The organism is Zoogloea sp. JDB1 (assembly GCF_056724025.1).
Window position 1 is genome coordinate 1,719,688 of record NZ_CM161496.1, and the last position, 18,672, is coordinate 1,738,359.

General features: G+C 66.4%; 15 protein-coding genes. 12 read left to right on the forward strand and 3 right to left on the reverse strand.

Annotation, left to right across the window (positions count from 1 at the left end):
- Positions 1-15 precede the first annotated feature (15 nt).
- The 8 genes from AC1PPK_RS07625 to AC1PPK_RS07660 all read left to right on the forward strand — a co-directional run bounded on the left by AC1PPK_RS07625 (position 16) and on the right by AC1PPK_RS07660 (position 9,436).
- The gene (locus tag AC1PPK_RS07625) at positions 16-1,989 is read left to right on the forward strand and encodes an AMP-dependent synthetase/ligase (protein ID WP_481117237.1); all 1,974 of its coding nucleotides are present in this window, start codon (positions 16-18) and stop codon (positions 1,987-1,989) included.
- Between the two features lie 15 nt (positions 1,990-2,004).
- A complete protein-coding gene (locus tag AC1PPK_RS07630) occupies positions 2,005-2,787 on the forward strand; it encodes an ABC transporter ATP-binding protein (protein ID WP_481117238.1) in 783 nt (260 codons plus the stop codon).
- Between the two features lie 46 nt (positions 2,788-2,833).
- The gene (locus tag AC1PPK_RS07635) at positions 2,834-3,760 is read left to right on the forward strand and encodes a branched-chain amino acid ABC transporter permease (protein ID WP_481117239.1); all 927 of its coding nucleotides are present in this window, start codon (positions 2,834-2,836) and stop codon (positions 3,758-3,760) included.
- 29 nt (positions 3,761-3,789) lie between these two features.
- Positions 3,790-4,857, forward strand: a complete 1,068-nt coding sequence (locus tag AC1PPK_RS07640; protein WP_481117240.1) for a branched-chain amino acid ABC transporter permease — start codon at positions 3,790-3,792, stop codon at positions 4,855-4,857.
- Between the two features lie 38 nt (positions 4,858-4,895).
- Positions 4,896-6,221: an ABC transporter substrate-binding protein gene (locus AC1PPK_RS07645; protein WP_481117241.1), complete on the forward strand. Its 1,326-nt coding sequence runs from the start codon at positions 4,896-4,898 to the stop codon at positions 6,219-6,221.
- Between the two features lie 7 nt (positions 6,222-6,228).
- Positions 6,229-7,029, forward strand: coding sequence for an ABC transporter ATP-binding protein (locus AC1PPK_RS07650; RefSeq protein ID WP_481117242.1), 801 nt, complete (start codon positions 6,229-6,231; stop codon positions 7,027-7,029).
- Positions 7,030-7,123: 94 nt separating this feature from the next.
- The gene (locus tag AC1PPK_RS07655) at positions 7,124-8,359 is read left to right on the forward strand and encodes a phenylacetate--CoA ligase family protein (RefSeq protein WP_481117243.1); all 1,236 of its coding nucleotides are present in this window, start codon (positions 7,124-7,126) and stop codon (positions 8,357-8,359) included.
- Between the two features lie 171 nt (positions 8,360-8,530).
- Positions 8,531-9,436, forward strand: coding sequence for an AEC family transporter (locus AC1PPK_RS07660; protein ID WP_481117244.1), 906 nt, complete (start codon positions 8,531-8,533; stop codon positions 9,434-9,436).
- A 43-nt stretch (positions 9,437-9,479) separates the two neighbouring features.
- Here AC1PPK_RS07660 and AC1PPK_RS07665 read toward each other — a convergent pair whose 3' ends face one another.
- The 3 genes from AC1PPK_RS07665 to AC1PPK_RS07675 form a co-directional block, all read right to left on the reverse strand.
- Complete coding sequence (locus tag AC1PPK_RS07665) at positions 9,480-9,905, reverse strand: PhaM family polyhydroxyalkanoate granule multifunctional regulatory protein (RefSeq protein ID WP_481117245.1); 426 nt, start codon at positions 9,903-9,905, stop codon at positions 9,480-9,482.
- Between the two features lie 67 nt (positions 9,906-9,972).
- Positions 9,973-11,871 (reverse strand): hybrid sensor histidine kinase/response regulator, encoded by a 1,899-nt coding sequence (locus tag AC1PPK_RS07670; protein ID WP_481117246.1) that lies wholly within the window; start codon positions 11,869-11,871, stop codon positions 9,973-9,975.
- Complete coding sequence (locus AC1PPK_RS07675) at positions 11,868-12,791, reverse strand: ABC transporter substrate-binding protein (protein WP_481117247.1); 924 nt, start codon at positions 12,789-12,791, stop codon at positions 11,868-11,870. Before AC1PPK_RS07675 ends, AC1PPK_RS07670 begins: the two co-directional genes overlap by 4 nt.
- Before the next feature lie 570 nt (positions 12,792-13,361).
- Between AC1PPK_RS07675 and AC1PPK_RS07680 the strand changes: the two genes are divergently transcribed.
- The 4 genes from AC1PPK_RS07680 (at position 13,362) to AC1PPK_RS07695 (ending at position 18,661) form a co-directional block, all read left to right on the forward strand.
- Positions 13,362-14,009, forward strand: coding sequence for a response regulator transcription factor (locus AC1PPK_RS07680; protein ID WP_481117248.1), 648 nt, complete (start codon positions 13,362-13,364; stop codon positions 14,007-14,009).
- A 183-nt stretch (positions 14,010-14,192) separates the two neighbouring features.
- Positions 14,193-16,214, forward strand: coding sequence for a FeoB small GTPase domain-containing protein (locus tag AC1PPK_RS07685; protein WP_481117249.1), 2,022 nt, complete (start codon positions 14,193-14,195; stop codon positions 16,212-16,214).
- A gap of 82 nt (positions 16,215-16,296) precedes the next feature.
- On the forward strand, positions 16,297-18,105 hold the full coding sequence (locus tag AC1PPK_RS07690; RefSeq protein ID WP_481117250.1) for a bifunctional metallophosphatase/5'-nucleotidase: 1,809 nt from the start codon (positions 16,297-16,299) through the stop codon (positions 18,103-18,105).
- An 88-nt stretch (positions 18,106-18,193) separates the two neighbouring features.
- Positions 18,194-18,661: a hypothetical protein gene (locus tag AC1PPK_RS07695; protein WP_481117251.1), complete on the forward strand. Its 468-nt coding sequence runs from the start codon at positions 18,194-18,196 to the stop codon at positions 18,659-18,661.
- Positions 18,662-18,672 lie beyond the last annotated feature (11 nt).

Here is an 18,672-nt window from a genome sequence, read left to right on the forward strand (position 1 = left end):
ACCGGAGGAGGGGGCATGGCCACGACCCGAGCGGTAGCTGTGGACGTCGCCAGCCTGGATACCTTTCCGCGCCTGCTGATGGAGCATGCCCGCCAGCGGCCGCAGCGGCCGGCGATGCGCGAGAAGGAATACGGGATCTGGCAGACCTACACGTGGGCGGAAGTTGCCGCTCGGGTACGTGCGCTGGCCAGCGGCCTGGCGGAGCTGGGCTTCAAGCGCGGCGACCGCCTGGCCGTGGTGGGGGACAACCGGCCGCGCCTGTACTGGTCGGTGGCGGCCTGCCAGTGCCTGGGCGGCATCCCGGTGATGATGTACCAGGATGCGGTGGCTCAGGAGATGGCCTATGTGATGCTGGACGCGGACATCCGCTTTGCCAGCGTCGAGGACCAGGAGCAGGTGGACAAGCTGCTCGAGATAGAAGCTGATCTGCCCAATCTCGAACGCGTCATCTATGACGATCCGCGCGGCCTGCGCCATTACAGCCAGCCCTTCCTGCACGGCATGGACGAGGTGCTGGAGATGGGGCGCATCCACGACGAGTACCACCCGGACTTCCTCGACAAGGAGCTCGACAAGGGTAGCCCTGAGGACATCGCGGTAATGCTCTATACCTCGGGCACCACCGGCCAGCCGAAGGGGGTGTGCCAGAGCCACGCAGCCTTCATCGCCGCGGCGCAGGGCGGTTGCGCCTTCGACAGTCTCGGCGAGACCGAAGACATCCTGTCCTACCTGCCGATGGCCTGGGTCGGCGACCACCTGTTCTCCTACGCCCAGGCACTGGTGGCCGGCTTCACGATCAACTGCCCCGAATCCGCCGAGACGGTGATGAACGACCTGCGCGAGATCGGGCCGACCTATTACTTCGCGCCGCCGCGGGTCTTCGAGAACCTGTTGACCCAGGTGATGATCCGCATGGAGGACGCCAGCCGCCCGAAGCGCGCGCTGTTCGGCTATTTCATGGACGTGGCGCGGCGCTGCGGCGCGGACATCCTCGACGGCAAGCCGGTGTCTGCGGCCGACCGGCTGCGCTATGCGCTGGGCAAGCTGCTGATCTACGGGCCGCTGAAGAACGTGCTGGGCCTCAGCCGCATCCGCGTCGCCTACACCGCCGGTGCGGCGATCGGGCCGGACCTGTTCCGCTTCTACCGCTCCATCGGCATCAACCTCAAGCAGCTCTACGGCCAGACCGAGACCTGCGCCTACGTGTGCCTGCAGCCGGACGGGAACATCAAGTTCGACTCGGTGGGTACGCCGGCGCCCCAGGTGGAGGTGAAGCTGGCCGACAACGGGGAGATCCTGGTGCGTGGGCCGATGCTGTTGAAAGCCTATTACAGGCGCCCGGAGGCTACCGCGGAGGCGATCAATGTCGAGGGCTATTTCATGACCGGCGATGCGGGCGTCTTCGATTCCGACGGCCACCTGAAGATCATCGACCGGGCCAAGGACGTGGGGCGCCTGAACGGCGGCGGCATGTTCGCCCCCAACTACATCGAGAACAAGCTGAAGTTCTTCCCCTACGTGAAGGAGGCGGTGTGCTTTGGCAATGGGCGCGAGCATGTCACCGCCTTCATCAACATCGACCTGGAGGCGGTCGGCAACTGGGCCGAGCGCCGCGGGCTGGCCTACGCCGGCTACACCGACCTGGCCGGCCAGGCGGCGGTGTATGAGTTGGTGAAGGACTGCGTCGAACAGGTCAATGTCGATCTGGCCGGCGATGCGGCGATGGGCGACGCTCAGGTCCGCCGCTTTCTGATCCTGCACAAGGAGCTCGATGCCGACGACGGCGAGTTGACGCGGACCCGCAAGGTGCGCCGCAACTTCATCGCCGAGAAGTACGCGGTGCTGGTCGATGCGCTGTACGCGGGCAAGACCAGCCAGTACATCGAGACCCGGGTGAGCTACGAGGACGGGCGCAGCAACATGGTGGCCGCCGAGCTGCGCATCGAGGACGCGCAGACCTTCCCGCCGCAGGCGCGGAAGGCCGCCTGAGCCGGAGGAGACGCCATGGCTCGGCAAAGCGGCGACGTGATCGTCGACCTGCGCAACATTTCCCTGCGTTTCGGTGGCGTGAAGGCGCTCACCGACATCAGCTTCGACGTGCGCGAACACGAGATCCGCTCGATCATCGGCCCCAACGGCGCCGGCAAGAGCTCCATGCTCAATGTGATCAACGGCGTGTACCACCCGCAGGAGGGGCAGATCCATTTCCGCGGCCAGCTGCGCCGCCGGATGGAGCCCCACCACGCAGCGGAGCAGGGTATTGCCCGCACCTTTCAGAACATCGCGCTGTTCAGGGGCATGACGGTGCTCGACAACATCATGACCGGGCGGGCCCTGAAGATGCGCTGCAACTTCCTGCAGCATGCCTTCTATTGGGGCGCTGCCCAGCGGGAAGAGGTTGCGCACCGCCTGAAGGTCGAGGAAATCATCGAGTTCCTGGAAATCCAGTCCATCCGCAAGACGCCGGTCGGTCGCCTGCCCTACGGCCTGCAGAAGCGCGTCGAGCTGGCCCGCGCGTTGGCCGCCGAGCCGCACATCCTGCTGCTGGACGAGCCGATGGCCGGCATGAACGTGGAGGAGAAACAGGACATGTGCCGCTTCATCCTCGACGTGAACGACCACTACGGCACCACCATCGTGCTGATCGAGCACGACATGGGCGTGGTGATGGACATCTCCGACCGGGTGGTGGTGCTCGACTACGGCCGCAAGATCGGCGATGGCCTGCCGGATGAGGTCAAGAACGATCCGGACGTGATCCGGGCCTATCTCGGCGGCGCCCATTGAGGCATCCAGGGTGCGTCCCGGCTGACGGAGGGAAGGAGGAGCGGACATGCAGTTCTTCATCGAGGTGCTGATCGGCGGCCTGCTGTCCGGCGTGATGTATGCGCTGGTGGCCCTTGGCTTCGTGCTGATCTACAAGGCCTCGGGGGTCTTCAACTTCGCACAGGGCGCGATGGTGTTCTTCGCCGCGCTGAGTTTCGTCGGCTTCCAGGAAGTGCTGCCGGCCCGCTTCGGCATGGAGGCCGGCAGTGGGGCGGTGTTCTGGCTGTCCTTTCTGCTGGCCTTCGCGACGATGGTGGTGCTTGGCATCGCCACCGAGCGCATCGTGCTGCGTCCGCTGGTCAATCAGCCGCCGATCACGCTTTTCATGGCCACCATCGGGCTCACCTACGTGGTGGAGGGGCTGGCCCAGATGACCTGGGGCGCCAACGTGCGCGGCCTCGAGCTGGGCATCATGGATGAGCCGATCACCTGGCTGATGGACGACTACGGGATCGGCGTGTCGAAGTTCGACCTCTTCGCCGCCGGCGTGGCGGCGTCGCTGGTGGCTCTGCTGGCGGCGCTGTTCCAGTACACCAAGGTCGGCCGCGCACTGCGGGCGGTGGCCGACGATCACCAGGCGGCGCTGTCCATAGGCATCCCGCTGCAGACGATCTGGCGCGTGGTGTGGGCCGTTGCCGGCTTCGTGGCGCTGGTCGCCGGGATGATCTGGGGGGCCCGCAACGGCGTGCAGTTCGCGCTCACCTTCACCGCGCTGAAGGCGCTGCCGGTGTTGATTCTTGGCGGCTTCACATCGGTGCCCGGCGCCATCGTCGGCGGGCTGATCATCGGGGCCTCGGAGAAGCTGGCCGAGGTCTATGTGGGGCCGCTGGTCGGCGGCGGCATCGAGGGCTGGTTTCCCTACATGCTGGCGCTGGCCTTCCTGCTGGTGAGGCCCGAGGGCCTGTTCGGCGAACGGCACATCGACCGGGTGTGAGCGAATGGCAAGTAACAGGGAGCGCATGCATGCTTTACCGTGAGGCCGGCCAGTTCAAGAGTAGTTACGCCGAGGATGGGAGGATCTTCCCGATCCGCCAGGACCGCGTCGGCTTCGCGCTGCTACTGCTGGTGTTCGGCGTGGTGGTGCCGCTGCTGGCCAACGAATACTGGCTGAAGGCGATCCTCACGCCGGTGCTGATCTTCTCGCTGGCGGCCATCGGCCTCAACCTCCTGACCGGCTACGCGGGCCAGCTGTCCCTCGGCTCGGCGGCCTTCATGGCGGTGGGGGCCTTTGCCGCCTACAACTTCATCCTGCGCGTGGACGGCATGCCCTTCCTGCTGGCGCTGGTGCTGGCCGGGCTGGCGGCGGCGCTGGTGGGCGTGCTGTTCGGCCTGCCGAGCCTGCGCATCAAGGGTTTCTACCTGGCGGTGGCGACGCTGGCGGCGCAGTTTTTCATCGTGTGGGTGCTGGTCAAGTTCCCGTGGTTCTCCAACCATTCCTCGTCGGGGGTGGTGACGGCCCAGGAGGTGAGCATCCTCGGCTATGCATTCGTGTCGCCGGAGGCCAAGTACGTGCTGACCTTCCTGGTTGTCGCGGTGCTGGCGCTGGCCGCCAAGAACCTGGTGCGCTCGGCCACCGGGCGGGCCTGGATGGCGGTGCGCGACATGGACGTGGCGGCCCAGGTGATCGGCTTCCGCCTGATGCGGACCAAGCTGCTGGCCTTCGCGGTGAGCTCCTTCTACTGCGGTGTGGCCGGCGCGCTGTACGCCTATACGTACATCGGCACGGTGGAGCCGGAGGGTTTCAACCTCGACCTGTCCTTCAAGATCCTGTTCATGATCATCATCGGAGGCGTCGGCTCCATCCTCGGCGCTTTTCTCGGCGCGGCCTTCATCGTGCTGCTACCGATCCTGCTCGACAACCTCGTGCCGGCGCTGTTCGGCGATGCGCTCGGGGCGGGTTTCGCGTCGAACCTGCAGCTCATCATCTTCGGTGGGCTGATCATCTTCTTCCTGATCGTCGAGCCCCACGGCCTGGCGCGCCTGTGGCAGATCGCCAAGGAAAAACTGCGCCTGTGGCCCTTCCCGCACTGAGCGGTCGCTGCACCCATACCCATAAGAGGAGACACACCATGAAACTGAAGCACTCCGCCCTGCTGGGCGCGGCCCTGGCTGGCCTGCTGGCCTCCTCCATCGCAGGGGCCGTCGAGGAGCAGTTCATCGGCCTGCCGAGCTACCGGGTCGGCCCGTATGCAGCCGGCGGTTCCGGGGTCTTCGGCGGCTGGATCGACTACATGCAGTTGATCAACGAGCGCGATGGCGGCATCAACGGCGTCAGGCTGACCTGGGAAGAGTGCGAGACCGAGTACAACAACGCCCGCGGCGTGGAGTGCTACGAGCGCCTGAAGAAGAGGGGCAGCACCGGCAATACGGTGTTCCAGCCGGTGTCCACCGGTATCACCTATTCGGTGCTCGACAAGGCCGCGCAGGACAAGATTCCGGTGGTGACGATCGGCTATGGGCGCACCGATGCCGCCGACGGGCGGGTCTTCCCGTGGGTCTTTCCGCTGATCACCACGTATTGGTCCCAGGCGTCCGCCATCGTGAACTTCATCGGCACGAAGGAAGGCGGCATGGACAAGCTCAAGGGCAAGAAGATCGGCCTGCTCTACCACGACTCTGCCTACGGCAAGGAATCCCACGCGATCCTCGATAAGCTGGCCGCCAAGCATGGCTTCGAGCTGAGCAAGATCGCGGTCGCCCACCCCGGCAACGAACAGCAGTCCCAGTGGTTGCAGCTGCGTCAGCTCAAACCCGACTACGTGATCCTGTGGGGTTGGGGGGTGATGAATCCGACGGCGCTCAAGGCCGCTGCCAAGGTCGGCTACCCGCGCGAAAAGATGGTTGGCGTGTGGTGGTCCGGCGCAGAGGAAGACACCGTGCCGGCCGGCCCGGCAGCCAAGGGTTTCACCGCCGCCGGCTTCAACGTCGCAGGTGCCAATTACCCGGTCGTCGCCGACATCAAGAAGTTCGTCTATGGCAAGGGCAAGGGCAACATGGAGGACAAGGCCCGCATCGGCTCGGTGTATTACAACCGCGGCGTAGTGCATGGGCTGATCACCGTCGAGGCGATCCGCAAGGCCCAGGAGAAGTACGGCAAGGGCAAGGCGCTGACCGGCGAGCAGGTGCGCTGGGGCTTCGAGAACCTCAATCTCGACGAAGCGCGTCTGAAGGCCCTCGGCGCCACCGGCTTTCTGCCGCCGTTGAAGATCAGCTGCGCCGACCATGAAGGGCCGGGCGTGGTGAAGTTCCAGCAGTGGGACGGCAGCCAGTGGAAGGTGATTTCCGGCTGGGTGGAGTCCGACCGTCCGCTGGTACGCGGCATGATCGAGGAGTCCGCCGCCGCCTACGCCAAGGAGAAGGGCATCAAGCCGCGGGACTGCAGCAAGGAAGGTTGAGGACCCGATGTCCTACCTCAGCCTCAACAACATCGAGGTCATCTACGACCACGTGATCCTGGTGCTCAAGGGCGTCTCGCTGGAGGTGCCCGAGGGCCGCATCGTTGCGTTGCTGGGGGCCAACGGTGCCGGCAAGAGCACGACGCTGAAGTCCATCTCCAACCTGCTGCACGCGGAGCGTGGTGACGTGACCAAGGGTTCGATCGAGTTCAAGGGCGACCGCATCGACCGCATGACGCCGGCCGAGCTGGTGCGGCGCGGGGTGATCCAGGTGATGGAGGGGCGCCACTGCTTCGGCCACCTGTCCATCGAGGAGAACCTGCTGACCGGTGCCTACACGCGCCGCCAGTCCCGTGCCGAACTGCGTGACAGCCTGGAGCGGGTCTATGCCTACTTCCCGCGCCTCAAGACCCGGCGTAGTTCCCAGGCCGGCTATACGTCCGGCGGCGAGCAGCAGATGTGTGCGATCGGACGCGCGCTGATGGCACGGCCGGAGATGATCCTTCTCGACGAACCATCGATGGGGCTGGCGCCGCAGATCGTCGAGGAGATCTTCGAGATCGTGAAGGACCTCAACGGGAAGGAGAAGGTGAGCTTCCTGCTCGCCGAGCAGAACACGATGGTGGCGCTGCGCTATGCGGACTTCGGCTACATCCTCGAGAACGGCCGGGTCGTGATGGAGGGCGCGGCGGACGAGCTGCGCAACAACGAGGACGTGAAGGAGTTCTATCTGGGCCTGTCGTCGGAAGGCCGCAAGAGCTTCCGCGACGTGAAGCACTACCGGCGGCGCAAGCGCTGGTTGTCGTGAGCGGTCGGGCGCCGGCTCGTGAATCCAGATATGACAAAATGCTGGCCAGGAGCAGCTGCCCGCTGACGGTGGCGTGAAACGGAATGGAGCGACGATGAAATACCACGATGCCCGTGAAATCCGCCCCCCCGCCGAGCGGGAGCAGGACCTGCTGGCCGCCTTGCCGGCACAGGTTTCCCATGCCCGCACCCATGCGCCGGCCTTTGGCGAGCTGTTGCGGGATGTGGATCCGGCGGCGGTGACGAGTCGCGCGGCGCTCGCCGCGTTGCCGGTGATCCGCAAGTCGGAGCTGGTTGCGTTGCAGCGGTGCGAGCGTCCGTTTGGCGGGCTGGCGACCGTGGGCTGGGGCAAGGCCTGCACACGGGTGTTCGCGTCTCCGGGGCCGATCTATGAACCGGAGGGCGCGCGCAAGGACTACTGGCGCCTGGCCCGGGCCTTCTATGCAGCGGGTTTCCGGGCTGGCGACCTGGTGCATAACACGTTTTCGTATCACTTCACGCCGGCCGGTTCGATGATGGAGACGGCGGCCCACGCGTTGGGCTGCACGGTGTTTCCGGCCGGTGTCGGACAGACCGAGATGCAGGTGGCGGCCATCGCCGATCTGCGGCCGGTCGCCTATGCGGGCACGCCGTCCTTCTTGCGCATCATTCTCGACAAGGCTGACGAGCTGGGGCTGGCTGTGACGAGCCTGACAAAGGCTTTTGTGTCGGGTGAGGCGTTTCCCCCCAGTCTGCGCGATGCGCTGATCGCGCGAGGCGTCCAGGCTTACCAAGCCTACGCGACCGCGGATCTGGGCCTGATCGCCTACGAGACGCCGGCGCGGGATGGGCTGGTGGTTGACGAGGACGTACTGGTGGAGATCGTGCGCCCGGGGACCGGCGATCCCGTGGCGCCCGGTGAGGTGGGCGAGGTGGTGGTGACGAGCTTCAGCCCGGAATACCCGCTGATCCGCTTCGGCACCGGCGACCTGTCGGCGCTGCTGCCGGGCATCTCGCCCTGTGGCCGCACCAATGTGCGCATCAAGGGCTGGCTGGGGCGGGCTGATCAGACAACCAAGGTGAAGGGCATGTTCGTGCATCCAGGTCAGGTGGCGGCGGTGCTCAAGCGCCATGCGGAGCTCGGCCGCGGTCGCCTGGTAGTCGATAACCCGGGCCAGACCGACTGCATGACCCTCCATTGCGAAGTAGCGGGCGAACCGGAGGGGCTTGCCGAGGCCATCGCGATCTCCCTGCGCGAACTCACCAAGCTGCGCGGCGAAGTCCATTTCTGCGCGCCGGGGAGCCTGCCCAATGACGGCAAGCTGATCGAGGATCTGCGCAGCTACGAGTAGTCCGGCCGTCCGGCAGACGGGCTTGTGGATAGAGCTGTGGGTAGCTTGTGGGGAAGCTGTGGGTGATGTGTGGGCGAATTCATTTGCCCCGACAGGGAAAGCTGCTTCTCCAAGACTTCTGGCACACTCCGCCGGATGTGCGCCTTCCCGTCTTCCCTTTTCTGAGCGGCGATGCAGAGCTTCCTGCTGCTGTTGCCCGATTTCGCGCTGATTGCGCTCGGCGCTTGCCTGCGGCGCTATGGGCGTTTCGGCGAGGGTTTCTGGCCGGGCGTCGAACGTCTGGTGTATTTCGTGCTGTTTCCGGCGCTGCTGTTCAATGCGCTGGCAAAGGCCTCCATCGAGCTGTCGGCCATGGGGCCGCTGTTCCTCGTCGGCCTGGCGACCCTCTGCAGCGGCTTTGTGCTGGCGCTGCTGGCCCGACCGCTGATGGGGCTCGCGTCGATGACCTTTGCGTCACGGGTGCAGTGCGCCTACCGCTTCAACACCTACATCGGCATCGCAGTGGCGGGGAAGGTGGCCGGTGCCACCGGCGTAGCCACGATGGGAGCCCTGTGCGGGGCGATGGTGCCTTTCGCCAACATGGCGGCGGTCGGCCTGCTCGCCCATCACGGCGAGGGCCGGCTGTGGCGGGAGCTGGCGCGCAACCCGCTGATCCTCGCCACCGTGGCCGGCATTCTGTTCAACCTGGCCGGCGGCGTGCTGCCGGCGCCGGTGCTGCCTTTCCTGCAGCGCCTAGCCGATGCCGCGGTGACGCTGGGGCTGCTGGCGGTGGGGGCGGCCCTGCGTGGTGGCCGCCATGAAGGCGGCTGGCCGGGGCTGCTCTACTTGTGCGGGCTCAAGCTGCTGGTGCTGCCGGCCATCGCCTGGGGGCTGGCCGTCCTGCTCGGGCTCGGGGGAGTGGGCTTTACGGTGGCGGTGTTGTTTGCCGCGCTGCCGACGGCATCGTCGGCCTACATCCTGGCAATGCGCATGGGTGGCGATGGGCCCGGCGTGGCGTGGCTGATTTCCGCAACGACGGTGGCGGCGGCGCTTACGCTGACCGGGTGGCTGGCGGCGCTGACGCACTGGGGGCCTTAGAGCGGTCCCGGTGTGGGGAGCTCGGGGCTCCCCGGTGTCGTGCTTACTTGCTGTCCTTCGGCTTGGCCTTGCTGGCCGGTGATGCCTGGGCAGGAGCTGCCGCTTCGGCGTGGGCCTTGGCCTGTTCGGCGGCGTTCTGCATCAGGTTCCACGGCCACATGGAGCTGGCGAAGGGGTTCGGCTGGGCGGTTTCGCCATCGGGCACCTTGCCGCCCTCGGCGGCCAGCTTGCTCATGGCCTGCATCGTGGCGATCGTCGCGCGCTGCATTTCGAGGCCCTGGATGGCCATCTGCAGGGAGCTGAGGTTCATCTTGAGCCAGTTCTCGACGGCCTTCATGTCGGCGATGCGCTTGTCCAGCTCATCCACGTCGAGCGTCGGGGTGACCATGCCGGGCAGGCTGAAGCCCATCTTGCTCCACATGCTGCGCATGAATTCCATCGGGTCCTGCGCCTTGTTCTCGGTGCTCATCGTTCTCCCCCTGATTTTGGATATGTCATCGACGCAGCGATAGTAACCGATGCGTCGTGGCGCTGCATCAGGCTTGGGTCTTGCGCTGCAGCAGAGCGCGCAGCTTGGCTGGGCGTACCGGTTTGTGAAGTAGCGGGATGCCGGCCTGCTGGGCTGCGCCAGCGACGTCCGGCGAGGTGTCGCCGCTGAGCAGGATGGCCGGGATGGGGCGGCCGAGGTGCTGGCGCAGGTGGGTGGCGATGTCCGGGCCGATCCGCTCGCCACCGCTGCGGTAGTCGCAGACGAGCACGTCCGGTGCGTGTTGCCGGTCCAGCGTGGCAAGCAGTGCATCGGGGCCGGTGGCTGCGCTGACCCGGCAGCCCCAGGATTCCAGCAGGCCGATGGTTCCGGCAAGGGCCAGTTCGTCATCGTCCACCAGCGCCACGTGGAGCCCCTGGAACGAATGGGTGGCGGGCGGTGCATGGCGATCGGATGCGGTCACCGGGGCCGCGAGCGGAAGCTCGATCGAGAACAGAGCACCTCTGCCAGGGACCGAGTGCAGCGCCAGCGGGTGCTGCAGCAGGCTGGTCAGGCGGCGGACGATTGCCAGGCCGAGGCCGAGGCCCTTGGCCCGGTTGCGCTCGGGGTTATCCAGCTGGACGAACTCCTGGAAGATGGCTTCCTGGGCTTCCGGCGCAATGCCGGGGCCGTTGTCGCGGACCTCGATGCGTACCCGCTGGCCGCGTCGGCGGGCCGCCAGCAGGATGGTGCCACGGGGGGCGTAGCGCAGTGCGTTGCTGATCAGGTTGTGCAGGATGCGCTCGAGCAACAGCGGATCGCTCTCGACCCATAGGGGCGTGGGGCGCAGGCGCAGGCGCTGCTTGCGCACTTCGGCCTCGCGCCGGTAATCCACATCGATGCGCTCGAACAGTGGCTGCAGCGGGAAGGGCTTGATCTGCCGGTCCAGCACGCCGGCGTCGAGGCGGGAGATGTCGAGCAGGCTGTCTAGCAGGTTCTCCATGGTCTCGGCGGAGACGGCGATCTGCTCGACGAGGCGACGGGTGTCGGGGGCGTGGGGCTTCTGGCCCAACTCGGCGACGAACAGGCCCAGCGCGTGCATCGGCTGGCGCAGATCGTGGCTGGCGGCGGCGAGAAAGCGTGTCTTGGCGCGGTTGCCCTGTTCGGCCTCTTCCTTCTTTTCCTTCAGTTCCGCAGTGGCGGCGTCGATCTGGCGTTGCAGGTCTTCCTGCGACGCGCCGAGCCGGTCGGCCATTTCGTTGACGCCGGCGGCCAGGGTGCTGAGGGTCTTGCCGCCTTCCACCGGTACCCGCGCCGAGAAATTGCCCTGGCCGAAGCTGGCGACCGCGCTGGCGACGCGCAGGATGGGGCCGGAGATGCCGCGGCTCATGCGCATGGCCAGTGCGACGCTGGCCAGCAGGACCGTCACCACCATCAGGAAGGCGTTGCGCAGCAGGCGGCTTTCTTCGGCACGCAGGGACTCGCGGCTCATTTCGACAAGGACTTCGCCGTGGCGGGTTTCCTGCATGGCGGCCGAGGCGGTGGTGCTGTCCAGGAAGGGGTCGTCGAGACTGACGCCCGGGCCGGCCACCGGCTCGCGGAAGCGCAGCGGCGCGTTGTTCTCGTGGGGGACCAGATTCACTGCAGCCGGCGTCTGGAGCGGTTTGTTGCTGTCAGCCAGCACTTCCTGCAAGGGGCTGAAAACCGCTACGCGGACTACGTCCTTCTCCTGCAGGATGGAGTTGGCGAGCTTGCGCAGGTTCTCCTGGTTACCCGAGAAGATGCCGTATTCGCTGGCGGCGGCGAGTTGTCGGGCGAGGGCCTTGCCGCGCTGGACGTGGGCTTCTTCGAGGTCGGACAGGCGGGTGGTGGTGAAATAGGCGATCAGCACGGACGCCATCACCACCGTCGGCAGCATCGCGATCAGGATCGCTCGCGGGCGGATGTCCCAGTCTTCCGGACGGATCACTGGGCGTTCTCCCAGCGCTCGAGGCGTTCGCGCAGGGTGTTGGCGTCCTCGAGGTTGATGCCGAGGGAGCGCGCCACGTAGGGGTTGGTGCCGACGTGGAAGTAGCGCGGGGCCGTGGCCGCCGGCAGGCTGCCACTGGCGAGGCCGTGGCGGGCCATCTCGCCGGCCTGCTGGCCGATCTGCGCCGGGGTGCTGTACAGGGCCAGCAGAGCGCCTGCCTTGACGTAGGCAGGCGAGAATCCGACGACCGGCGAGCGGTGGTGGTAGGCGGTGAGCAGGATGTTGGAGATCGTGCGGTTGTTGTACAGCGCGGCGTCGGGGATTGCGAGCAGGATCGTGGGTTCGGCCAGTACGCGCTGCAGTGTCGGGTAGAGATCGTTTTCGTCACCGACCTGCTCCAGTACCGGGCGCAGGCGCCGTTCGCGGGCATTGGCCTGCAGACGGGCGCCGAGCTCGCTGCTTTCGCGGCCGACGATCAGTGCCACCCGCGACCAGTCGGGCAGCGCGAGGCGCAGCAGTTCGATCTGTCGGTTGGCGGGCTGGTCGATGAAGACCGCCGACGTGCGCCGCCCGTCTTCGGCGCGCTGGGGCAGGCGTTCATAGGCGCTGCGGGGCAGCAGGGTGTGCAGCAGCAGGCTGCGTGGCGCGAGCCCGGCAATGATCTGGGCGGCCCGGGTGCCGAAGGTAACGATCAGCGCGCTGGCGTTGAGGACTGCGCCGTCCTCGGCACGCAGGGGCGTCGCGATGCTCTGGATGCGGTGGCCGGCGCTGCGCAGTTCGGAAGACACGGCTTCGGCAGCTTCGGCGAAGGCGCCGCCCTCCTCGGACAGGACCAGGGCCACCTGGGCCGCGCGCACAGGGGCGGCCCCAGCCAGCAGGGCCGCACACAGGGCGAGGAGGAAGAGTCGCAGGCGCCCCATTGGAGATCAGAACTCGGACCTGCGGGGGGAGGCGCGCCAGTTGTGGGCGGGGGGGGCGGAGCTCACGAAGATCATGCTGGATTTGTGCTCGGACGCCATCGGACTCCGGTATGAACGGTTGGCGGTCAGCCGCCGGGACTGCGCTTCCGTCATATGATAGTTGGCTGAATGGCGTGGCGCCAGCTGCTGCTGACATCCGCGCCGCGCCGAAGTCCGGACGCAAAGCGGAGCAGTTCATTGCTGTCGGGGGGGCTGGAGGCCATGATCCCCTGCCGGTTGGAGATCGTCACCGCGCCGGGTGTGTCAGCCCAGGCCAGGGGCAATGGGGCGACGGACGGCATGGTGGGGAGATCGTACGCGCTCGCGCTGCCTGCGGCCGGGGTTCTGCCCGAAACGGGTAGTATGGTTGAAGGTGACAAGAAGGCCGCGGCGTGGCGGGTAAAATGCTGGGGGATCGGCATGGTCATCGTGCCGTTTCGGCCCGGGGACCGGATTTTCTCCGTTTTACCGAGTGCTGGGTAGGCTAAACTGGTCTCGATTTTAGACAAGCGTTCAATTTAACGGTTTGTAATGATGCAGACGCGCATACTGATTATCGAGGACCATGTGCTGGTGCGGGAGGCAATGGCGCTGACCCTGGCCCAGGTTGGGGAAGGCGTGCACTGCGAGCAGGCCAGCAACGCCACCGATGCGTTGGCCCTGCTGGAGGGCGATCCGAACTGCGACCTGCTGGTAGTGGACCTGATGCTGCCGGAGATCAACGGCTTCTCGCTGCTGGGGGTGATCGCCAAGCGCTTTCCCGACGTGCCGGCGCTGGTGGTGTCGGCCCTTGACGACCGGGAGTCGGTGCAGCGGGCGATGAAGGCTGGTGCGTCGGGCTTCGTTTCCAAGGCCAGCCCCAGCAATACGCTGATCGAGGCGGTGCGGACCATCCTGGCCGGCGGTGTGTTCACGCCCGATTCGGCCATCGGCGGCAATGATGGCAACCGCAACCGGCGCGCCAGTCAGGCCTTCGCCGAACGCTTCCAGCTCACTGCGGCGCAGGGCCGGGTGCTGGAGCTGGTAGCCCAGGGCAAGTCCAATCGGGACATCGCCGAGTTCCTCGGTTTGTCGGAAGGCACCGTGAAGGTGCACGTGTCGGCGATCCTGCGCTCCCTCGGCGTGACCAGCCGGGCCCAGGCCCTGTTGATGATGACCCGCGCCGGCCTGCGCGTCTGAGCCCTGGCCTGACGCGAACCCCGTTGCCGGCACAACGGGGAATTCATTTGCGAACAATTCTTATTTGTACCTATAATCGTCGCAACTGATCTGCATTCGGCGGTTCCCGATGATTCGTATTCCTGGACAGCAGCGCAATCCGGCGGGGCCGGCCCGGTTCTCCGTTGTCGGCGGGAGCCGCGCATGAATGCCGCCGCCCCCGCTGTTGCCACCATTGCGCTGCCCACCACGCTGCTGCGCGGTGCGCGCCGGCCGCAGATCGCGCTGGTCGGGCTGGCCCACACCGGCAAGAGCACGATCTTCCAGGCCGCTTCCAGCACCGCCGTCGAATCCGGCAAGCTCGACGGCGGCACCCTCGGTTTCGACGCCTGCCAGGTCAATGTCGGCCTGGAGCAGGCCGCGCTGGTGGACCTGCCGTCGCTGCGTACCCTCCATGATCTCGACGACGCCGACCGCCTGCTGCTGATGGCCCTGTTGCGCGGCGAGCCCGGCCGCGGTGGCTTCAAGGCTCCCGACGTGCTGATCCAGGTGGTGGATGCCACCGCGCTGGAGCCCAATCTGGCCCTCGCCCAGGAGCTGTGTCAGCTCGGCAAGCCGCTGGTGATCGCCCTCAACCGCCTCGACGAGGCCCGCGAGCGCAGCATCTACGTCAATGTGGAAGCCCTCTCGGCAGAACTCGGCGTGCCCGTCGTGCCCACTGTCGCGCATATGGGTAAGGGCATTCCGGCGCTGTTCGAGACGGCACTCAATGCGGTGCGCAGCAAGACCTGCCCCTTGCCTCAATTGCCTGGCGCCCATCTGGTCAAGGCGCTGGCCGGCCTCAATGCGATCCTTGACCGGCCGGAAGTGGAAGCCGCCTTCCCTGTGCCGCGCTCGCTGCTGCTGACGCAACTCGCCAAGGACAACACCTATTTCACCGCCGAGATGGCGCGCCTGTTCCCGGCGCTGCTGCCGGCCATCCAGGATGCGCGCGCCGAAGCGGCGCGCCACCTGCCGCGTCCGCTGGCAGAGGAATTGTTCGCCGACCGCCACTACCGCGCCGCGGCCCTGCACGAGCAGGTCACCCGCCTCGGCCATGCCGCAGAGAAGGCCGGCTGGAAGCGCGCGCTGGACCGGGTCTTCCTGCACCCTCAGTGGGGTTTCATCGGCACGCTGACGGTGTTCGCGCTGGTGCTGTTCATGGTCTTCGAGGTCAGTACGACGCTCGATGCGCTGACTTCGGCGCCGCTTGCGGCGTGGGTTGGCGAGTGGGAGCCGGATACCACCCTCGGCGTGGTCGGCCGGGCCGTCGCCGATGGGCTGGTCGGCCTGGTCGGCATCGTCGTTCCTTACATGCTGCCGCTGGTGCTGCTGCTGGTGAGCCTGGAAGAGTCCGGCATCATGCACCGGGTTGCCTTCGTGGTGGACCGAGGCTTCCACCACATCGGGCTGCATGGAGGCGTAGCCGTACCCTTCCTGCTCGGCCTGGGCTGCAATGTGCCGGCGCTGTCGGCGGTGGCAGCCTCTTCGTCGGGGAGGGAGCGCATCGTCGCGTCGCTGTTGATCACCTTCGTACCATGTTCTGCACGCTCGGCCATCGTGCTTGCCATCGGCGGCAAGTACCTGGGCTGGGAAGGCGTGCTGGGCATCTTCCTGCTGACGATGCTGATCATCGCAGTCGCGGGCAAGCTGCTGACCCGCCGCTATGTGCAGGCCAGCCCCGGCCTGATTCAGGCCATTCCTCCCTATGCCTTGCCCCAATGGCGGCGCCTGCTGTCCATCACCTGGGAACGTACCAGTGACATCCTGACCATCGTCACGCCGCTGCTGGTGCTGGGCAGCGTGGTGCTGGCGCTGCTGGCCCACTTCGGCGCCGACGCGGTGATCAACACGCTGTTGCTGCCGGTCACCCACTGGTGGCTAGGTCTGCCGGTGGCCCTCGGCGTGCCCATCCTGTTCGGTGTGCTGCGCAAGGAGCTGTCGTTGCTGATGGTCTACCAGGCCCTCGGAACCCAGGACATTGCGCCGCTGCTCGACTGGGTGCAGATCGCCACCTTTCTGGTGTTCCTGACCTTCTACGTGCCCTGCGTGTCCACCTTCGCAGTGATGCTGAAGACCATCGGGCGGCGTGATGCGCTGTTCTCCATCGGCCTGTCGGTGGCTCTGGCGCTGGGGATCGCCTTCCTGTGCCGAGTCGGCCTGGAGGCCGTGAACTGGTTCATCTGAACCCGGAATAGGTTTCTTCATCGGCAGGTCATATTCCTTCGGCAAGGTTGCGGGCTGATCCCTGACCTTCCGAGGACGCTTGATGCAATTCCCTGTCAACAAGATTGCCGCCTGGCTGGCGGCATCTTCCGTGCTGGCCCTGACCGCCTGTGGCGGCAGCTCCGGCTCCAGCAATCCGCCCGATCCGGTTACCGTCAAGGTGATCGCTATGAACGACTTCCACGGCAACATCGAAGTGCCGGCCGCCAACAATGGCGGTTCCGTCGTGCTGAAGGACCCGGCCAACGCCGCCGGAACTACCGTGCGCACCGGCGGCGCCGCCTACTTGGCCACGTTGATCAAGCAGCTCAGGGCCAGCAACGCCAACAACATCGTCGTCGGCGCCGGTGACATGGTCGGCGCCTCGCCGGTCACGTCCACGCTGACCCACGACGAAGCCACCGTAGACATCCTCAACCAGATCGGCCTCGAAGTGACCTCGGTCGGCAACCACGAGTTCGACCATGGCAAGGGCGAGCTGCTGCGCCTGCAGAACGGCGGCTGCTACGTCGGCGGCACCGTCGGCAAGGACACCTGCATCAACGGCGGCGTATTCCCGGGCGCCAGCTACAAGTGGCTGTCGGCCAACGTGGTGGATACCGCCAGCGGCAAGACATTGTTCCCGGCTACCTACGTGAAGAAGTTCGGCAAGGCATCGGTGGGTTTCATCGGCCTGACCCTGAAGGGGACGCCGGCGGTGGTGACCTCCACCGGCGTAGCCGGCCTGAATTTCCTCGACGAGGCGACCACCATCAACAGCTACGCCGCGCAACTCAAGAAGGACGGCGTCGATGCGGTGGTGGTGCTGATCCACCAGGGCGGCCAGACGACGGCCTCGACCCTCAACGACCAGAGCTGCCCGAACCTGTCCGGCGACATCCTGCCCATCGTCGATGCCCTCGGCAAGGACGTGGACGTGGTGGTCAGCGGTCACACGCACCAGGAATACGTCTGCAAGCGCAACGGCAAGCTGCTGACTTCCACCGGCTTCTACGGCAGCGCGGTCACCGACATCAACATGACCATTGTGCCGGGTACGGGCGTCACCGGTCTGACGGCCAACACCGTGCCGGTCATCAACGATCTCAACACCACGGCGCCGACGGGTTACTCAATCCTTGCCAAGGACACCACCATCGATGCTGCGGTGCAGTCCTACGTGAATCTCGCCGCCACGCTGAAGAACCTGGTGGTTGGCTCGATCACCGCCGACATCAAGCGGGCCCTGCTTGCCAACAGCTCCACGCCGACTCGCGACGAAACCGCCGAAGGCCCGATGGGCGACGTGATGGCCGACGTGTACCTGTCTGGCGGGCCGCAGGCCGACATCGCCTTCATCAACCCGGGCGGCGTGCGCGCCGACCTGATCTACAAGAACGGCGGCGCGGTGACCTACGGCGACCTGCTCACCGTGGCGCCCTTCGGCAACACGCTGGCCACCGTGGATCTCACCGGCGCGCAGATCGTCCGCCTGCTCGAACAGCAGTGGGAAGCCCCCAACTGCTCCGCCAAGACCGGCGCCAACGGTTGCGGCCGGATGCTCCAGCCGAGCAGCACATTCAGCTACACCTGGGACGCCTCCCAGCCGGCCGGCGCCGCTGTCGGCAGCGGTAACCGGGTGGTGGCCGGTTCCCTCAAGCTCAACGGTGTGGCGATGGACATGAGCAAGACCTACCGGGTCACGCTCAACAGCTTCATGGCCCCCGGACCGGGCGACAACTTCTCGGTGGTCACCACCAGCGGCACCAACGTCACCAACAGTGGGGTCATCGACATCGACGCCTTCGTCGGCTACATGAAGAAGAACCTGAACCTGGCACCGCCGGCGCCGCGCATTACCCGTCTGAACTAATAACAAGGATCTTGCGGAGCCGGCCACGTGCCGGCCTTTTCGACCGGGGCGGCGCTGTCGCCCCGGCTTGTTTTGGGGGACTGATCCCATGTTGAGACATCTGCTTGCCTTCCTGCTGGTACTGAGCCTGCCGGCCGCCATCGCCGGTGCCCCCGATCCGGCATTGCCGGGCCGGATCGCCGAGGCTGCGCTGGATGCCCAAGGGCGCTGCTACCGGCTGATCCACCATGACACCTTCGCCTTCGAGTCGTGCTTGCAGGGCCTTCTCGCCGAGGAGAAGAAGGTTGGGCCGCGGCGCCTTGGCATCGAGTATTTCGGCTTCGTCGGCGCCCTCAATTCCGCGCGGCTCGGCATGCTGGGTGCGCAGGACTCCGCCTGGACCTTCCTGCAGCGTTTCCGTGTCACGCAGAAGAAGCTGCGCATCGACGACACCAGCTTGTGCGCGACGATACCCGGCGACTGCGAGGTGCGCATCGCCCGCATGAAACTGATGGAGAAGTCGCCGCCGCCGCAGCGTAGGCCCCGCGATCTGCCGGACGACGGGCATCGCCACTAGGCTCCGCGGGC

Excerpts from the sequence above, each read along its gene's own strand:
- AC1PPK_RS07625 (WP_481117237.1), top strand. The coding sequence starts at position 16 with ATGGCCACGACCCGAGCGGTAGCTGTGGACGTCGCCAGCCTGGATACC.
- AC1PPK_RS07630 (WP_481117238.1), top strand. The coding sequence starts at position 2,005 with ATGGCTCGGCAAAGCGGCGACGTGATCGTCGACCTGCGCAACATTTCC.
- AC1PPK_RS07635 (WP_481117239.1), top strand. The coding sequence starts at position 2,834 with ATGCAGTTCTTCATCGAGGTGCTGATCGGCGGCCTGCTGTCCGGCGTG.
- AC1PPK_RS07640 (WP_481117240.1), top strand. The coding sequence starts at position 3,790 with ATGCTTTACCGTGAGGCCGGCCAGTTCAAGAGTAGTTACGCCGAGGAT.
- AC1PPK_RS07645 (WP_481117241.1), top strand. The coding sequence starts at position 4,896 with ATGAAACTGAAGCACTCCGCCCTGCTGGGCGCGGCCCTGGCTGGCCTG.
- AC1PPK_RS07650 (WP_481117242.1), top strand. The coding sequence starts at position 6,229 with ATGTCCTACCTCAGCCTCAACAACATCGAGGTCATCTACGACCACGTG.
- AC1PPK_RS07655 (WP_481117243.1), top strand. The coding sequence starts at position 7,124 with ATGAAATACCACGATGCCCGTGAAATCCGCCCCCCCGCCGAGCGGGAG.
- AC1PPK_RS07660 (WP_481117244.1), top strand. The coding sequence starts at position 8,531 with ATGCAGAGCTTCCTGCTGCTGTTGCCCGATTTCGCGCTGATTGCGCTC.
- AC1PPK_RS07665 (WP_481117245.1), bottom strand. The coding sequence starts at position 9,905 with ATGAGCACCGAGAACAAGGCGCAGGACCCGATGGAATTCATGCGCAGC.
- AC1PPK_RS07675 (WP_481117247.1), bottom strand. The coding sequence starts at position 12,791 with ATGGGGCGCCTGCGACTCTTCCTCCTCGCCCTGTGTGCGGCCCTGCTG.
- AC1PPK_RS07680 (WP_481117248.1), top strand. The coding sequence starts at position 13,362 with ATGATGCAGACGCGCATACTGATTATCGAGGACCATGTGCTGGTGCGG.
- AC1PPK_RS07685 (WP_481117249.1), top strand. The coding sequence starts at position 14,193 with ATGAATGCCGCCGCCCCCGCTGTTGCCACCATTGCGCTGCCCACCACG.
- AC1PPK_RS07690 (WP_481117250.1), top strand. The coding sequence starts at position 16,297 with ATGCAATTCCCTGTCAACAAGATTGCCGCCTGGCTGGCGGCATCTTCC.
- AC1PPK_RS07695 (WP_481117251.1), top strand. The coding sequence starts at position 18,194 with ATGTTGAGACATCTGCTTGCCTTCCTGCTGGTACTGAGCCTGCCGGCC.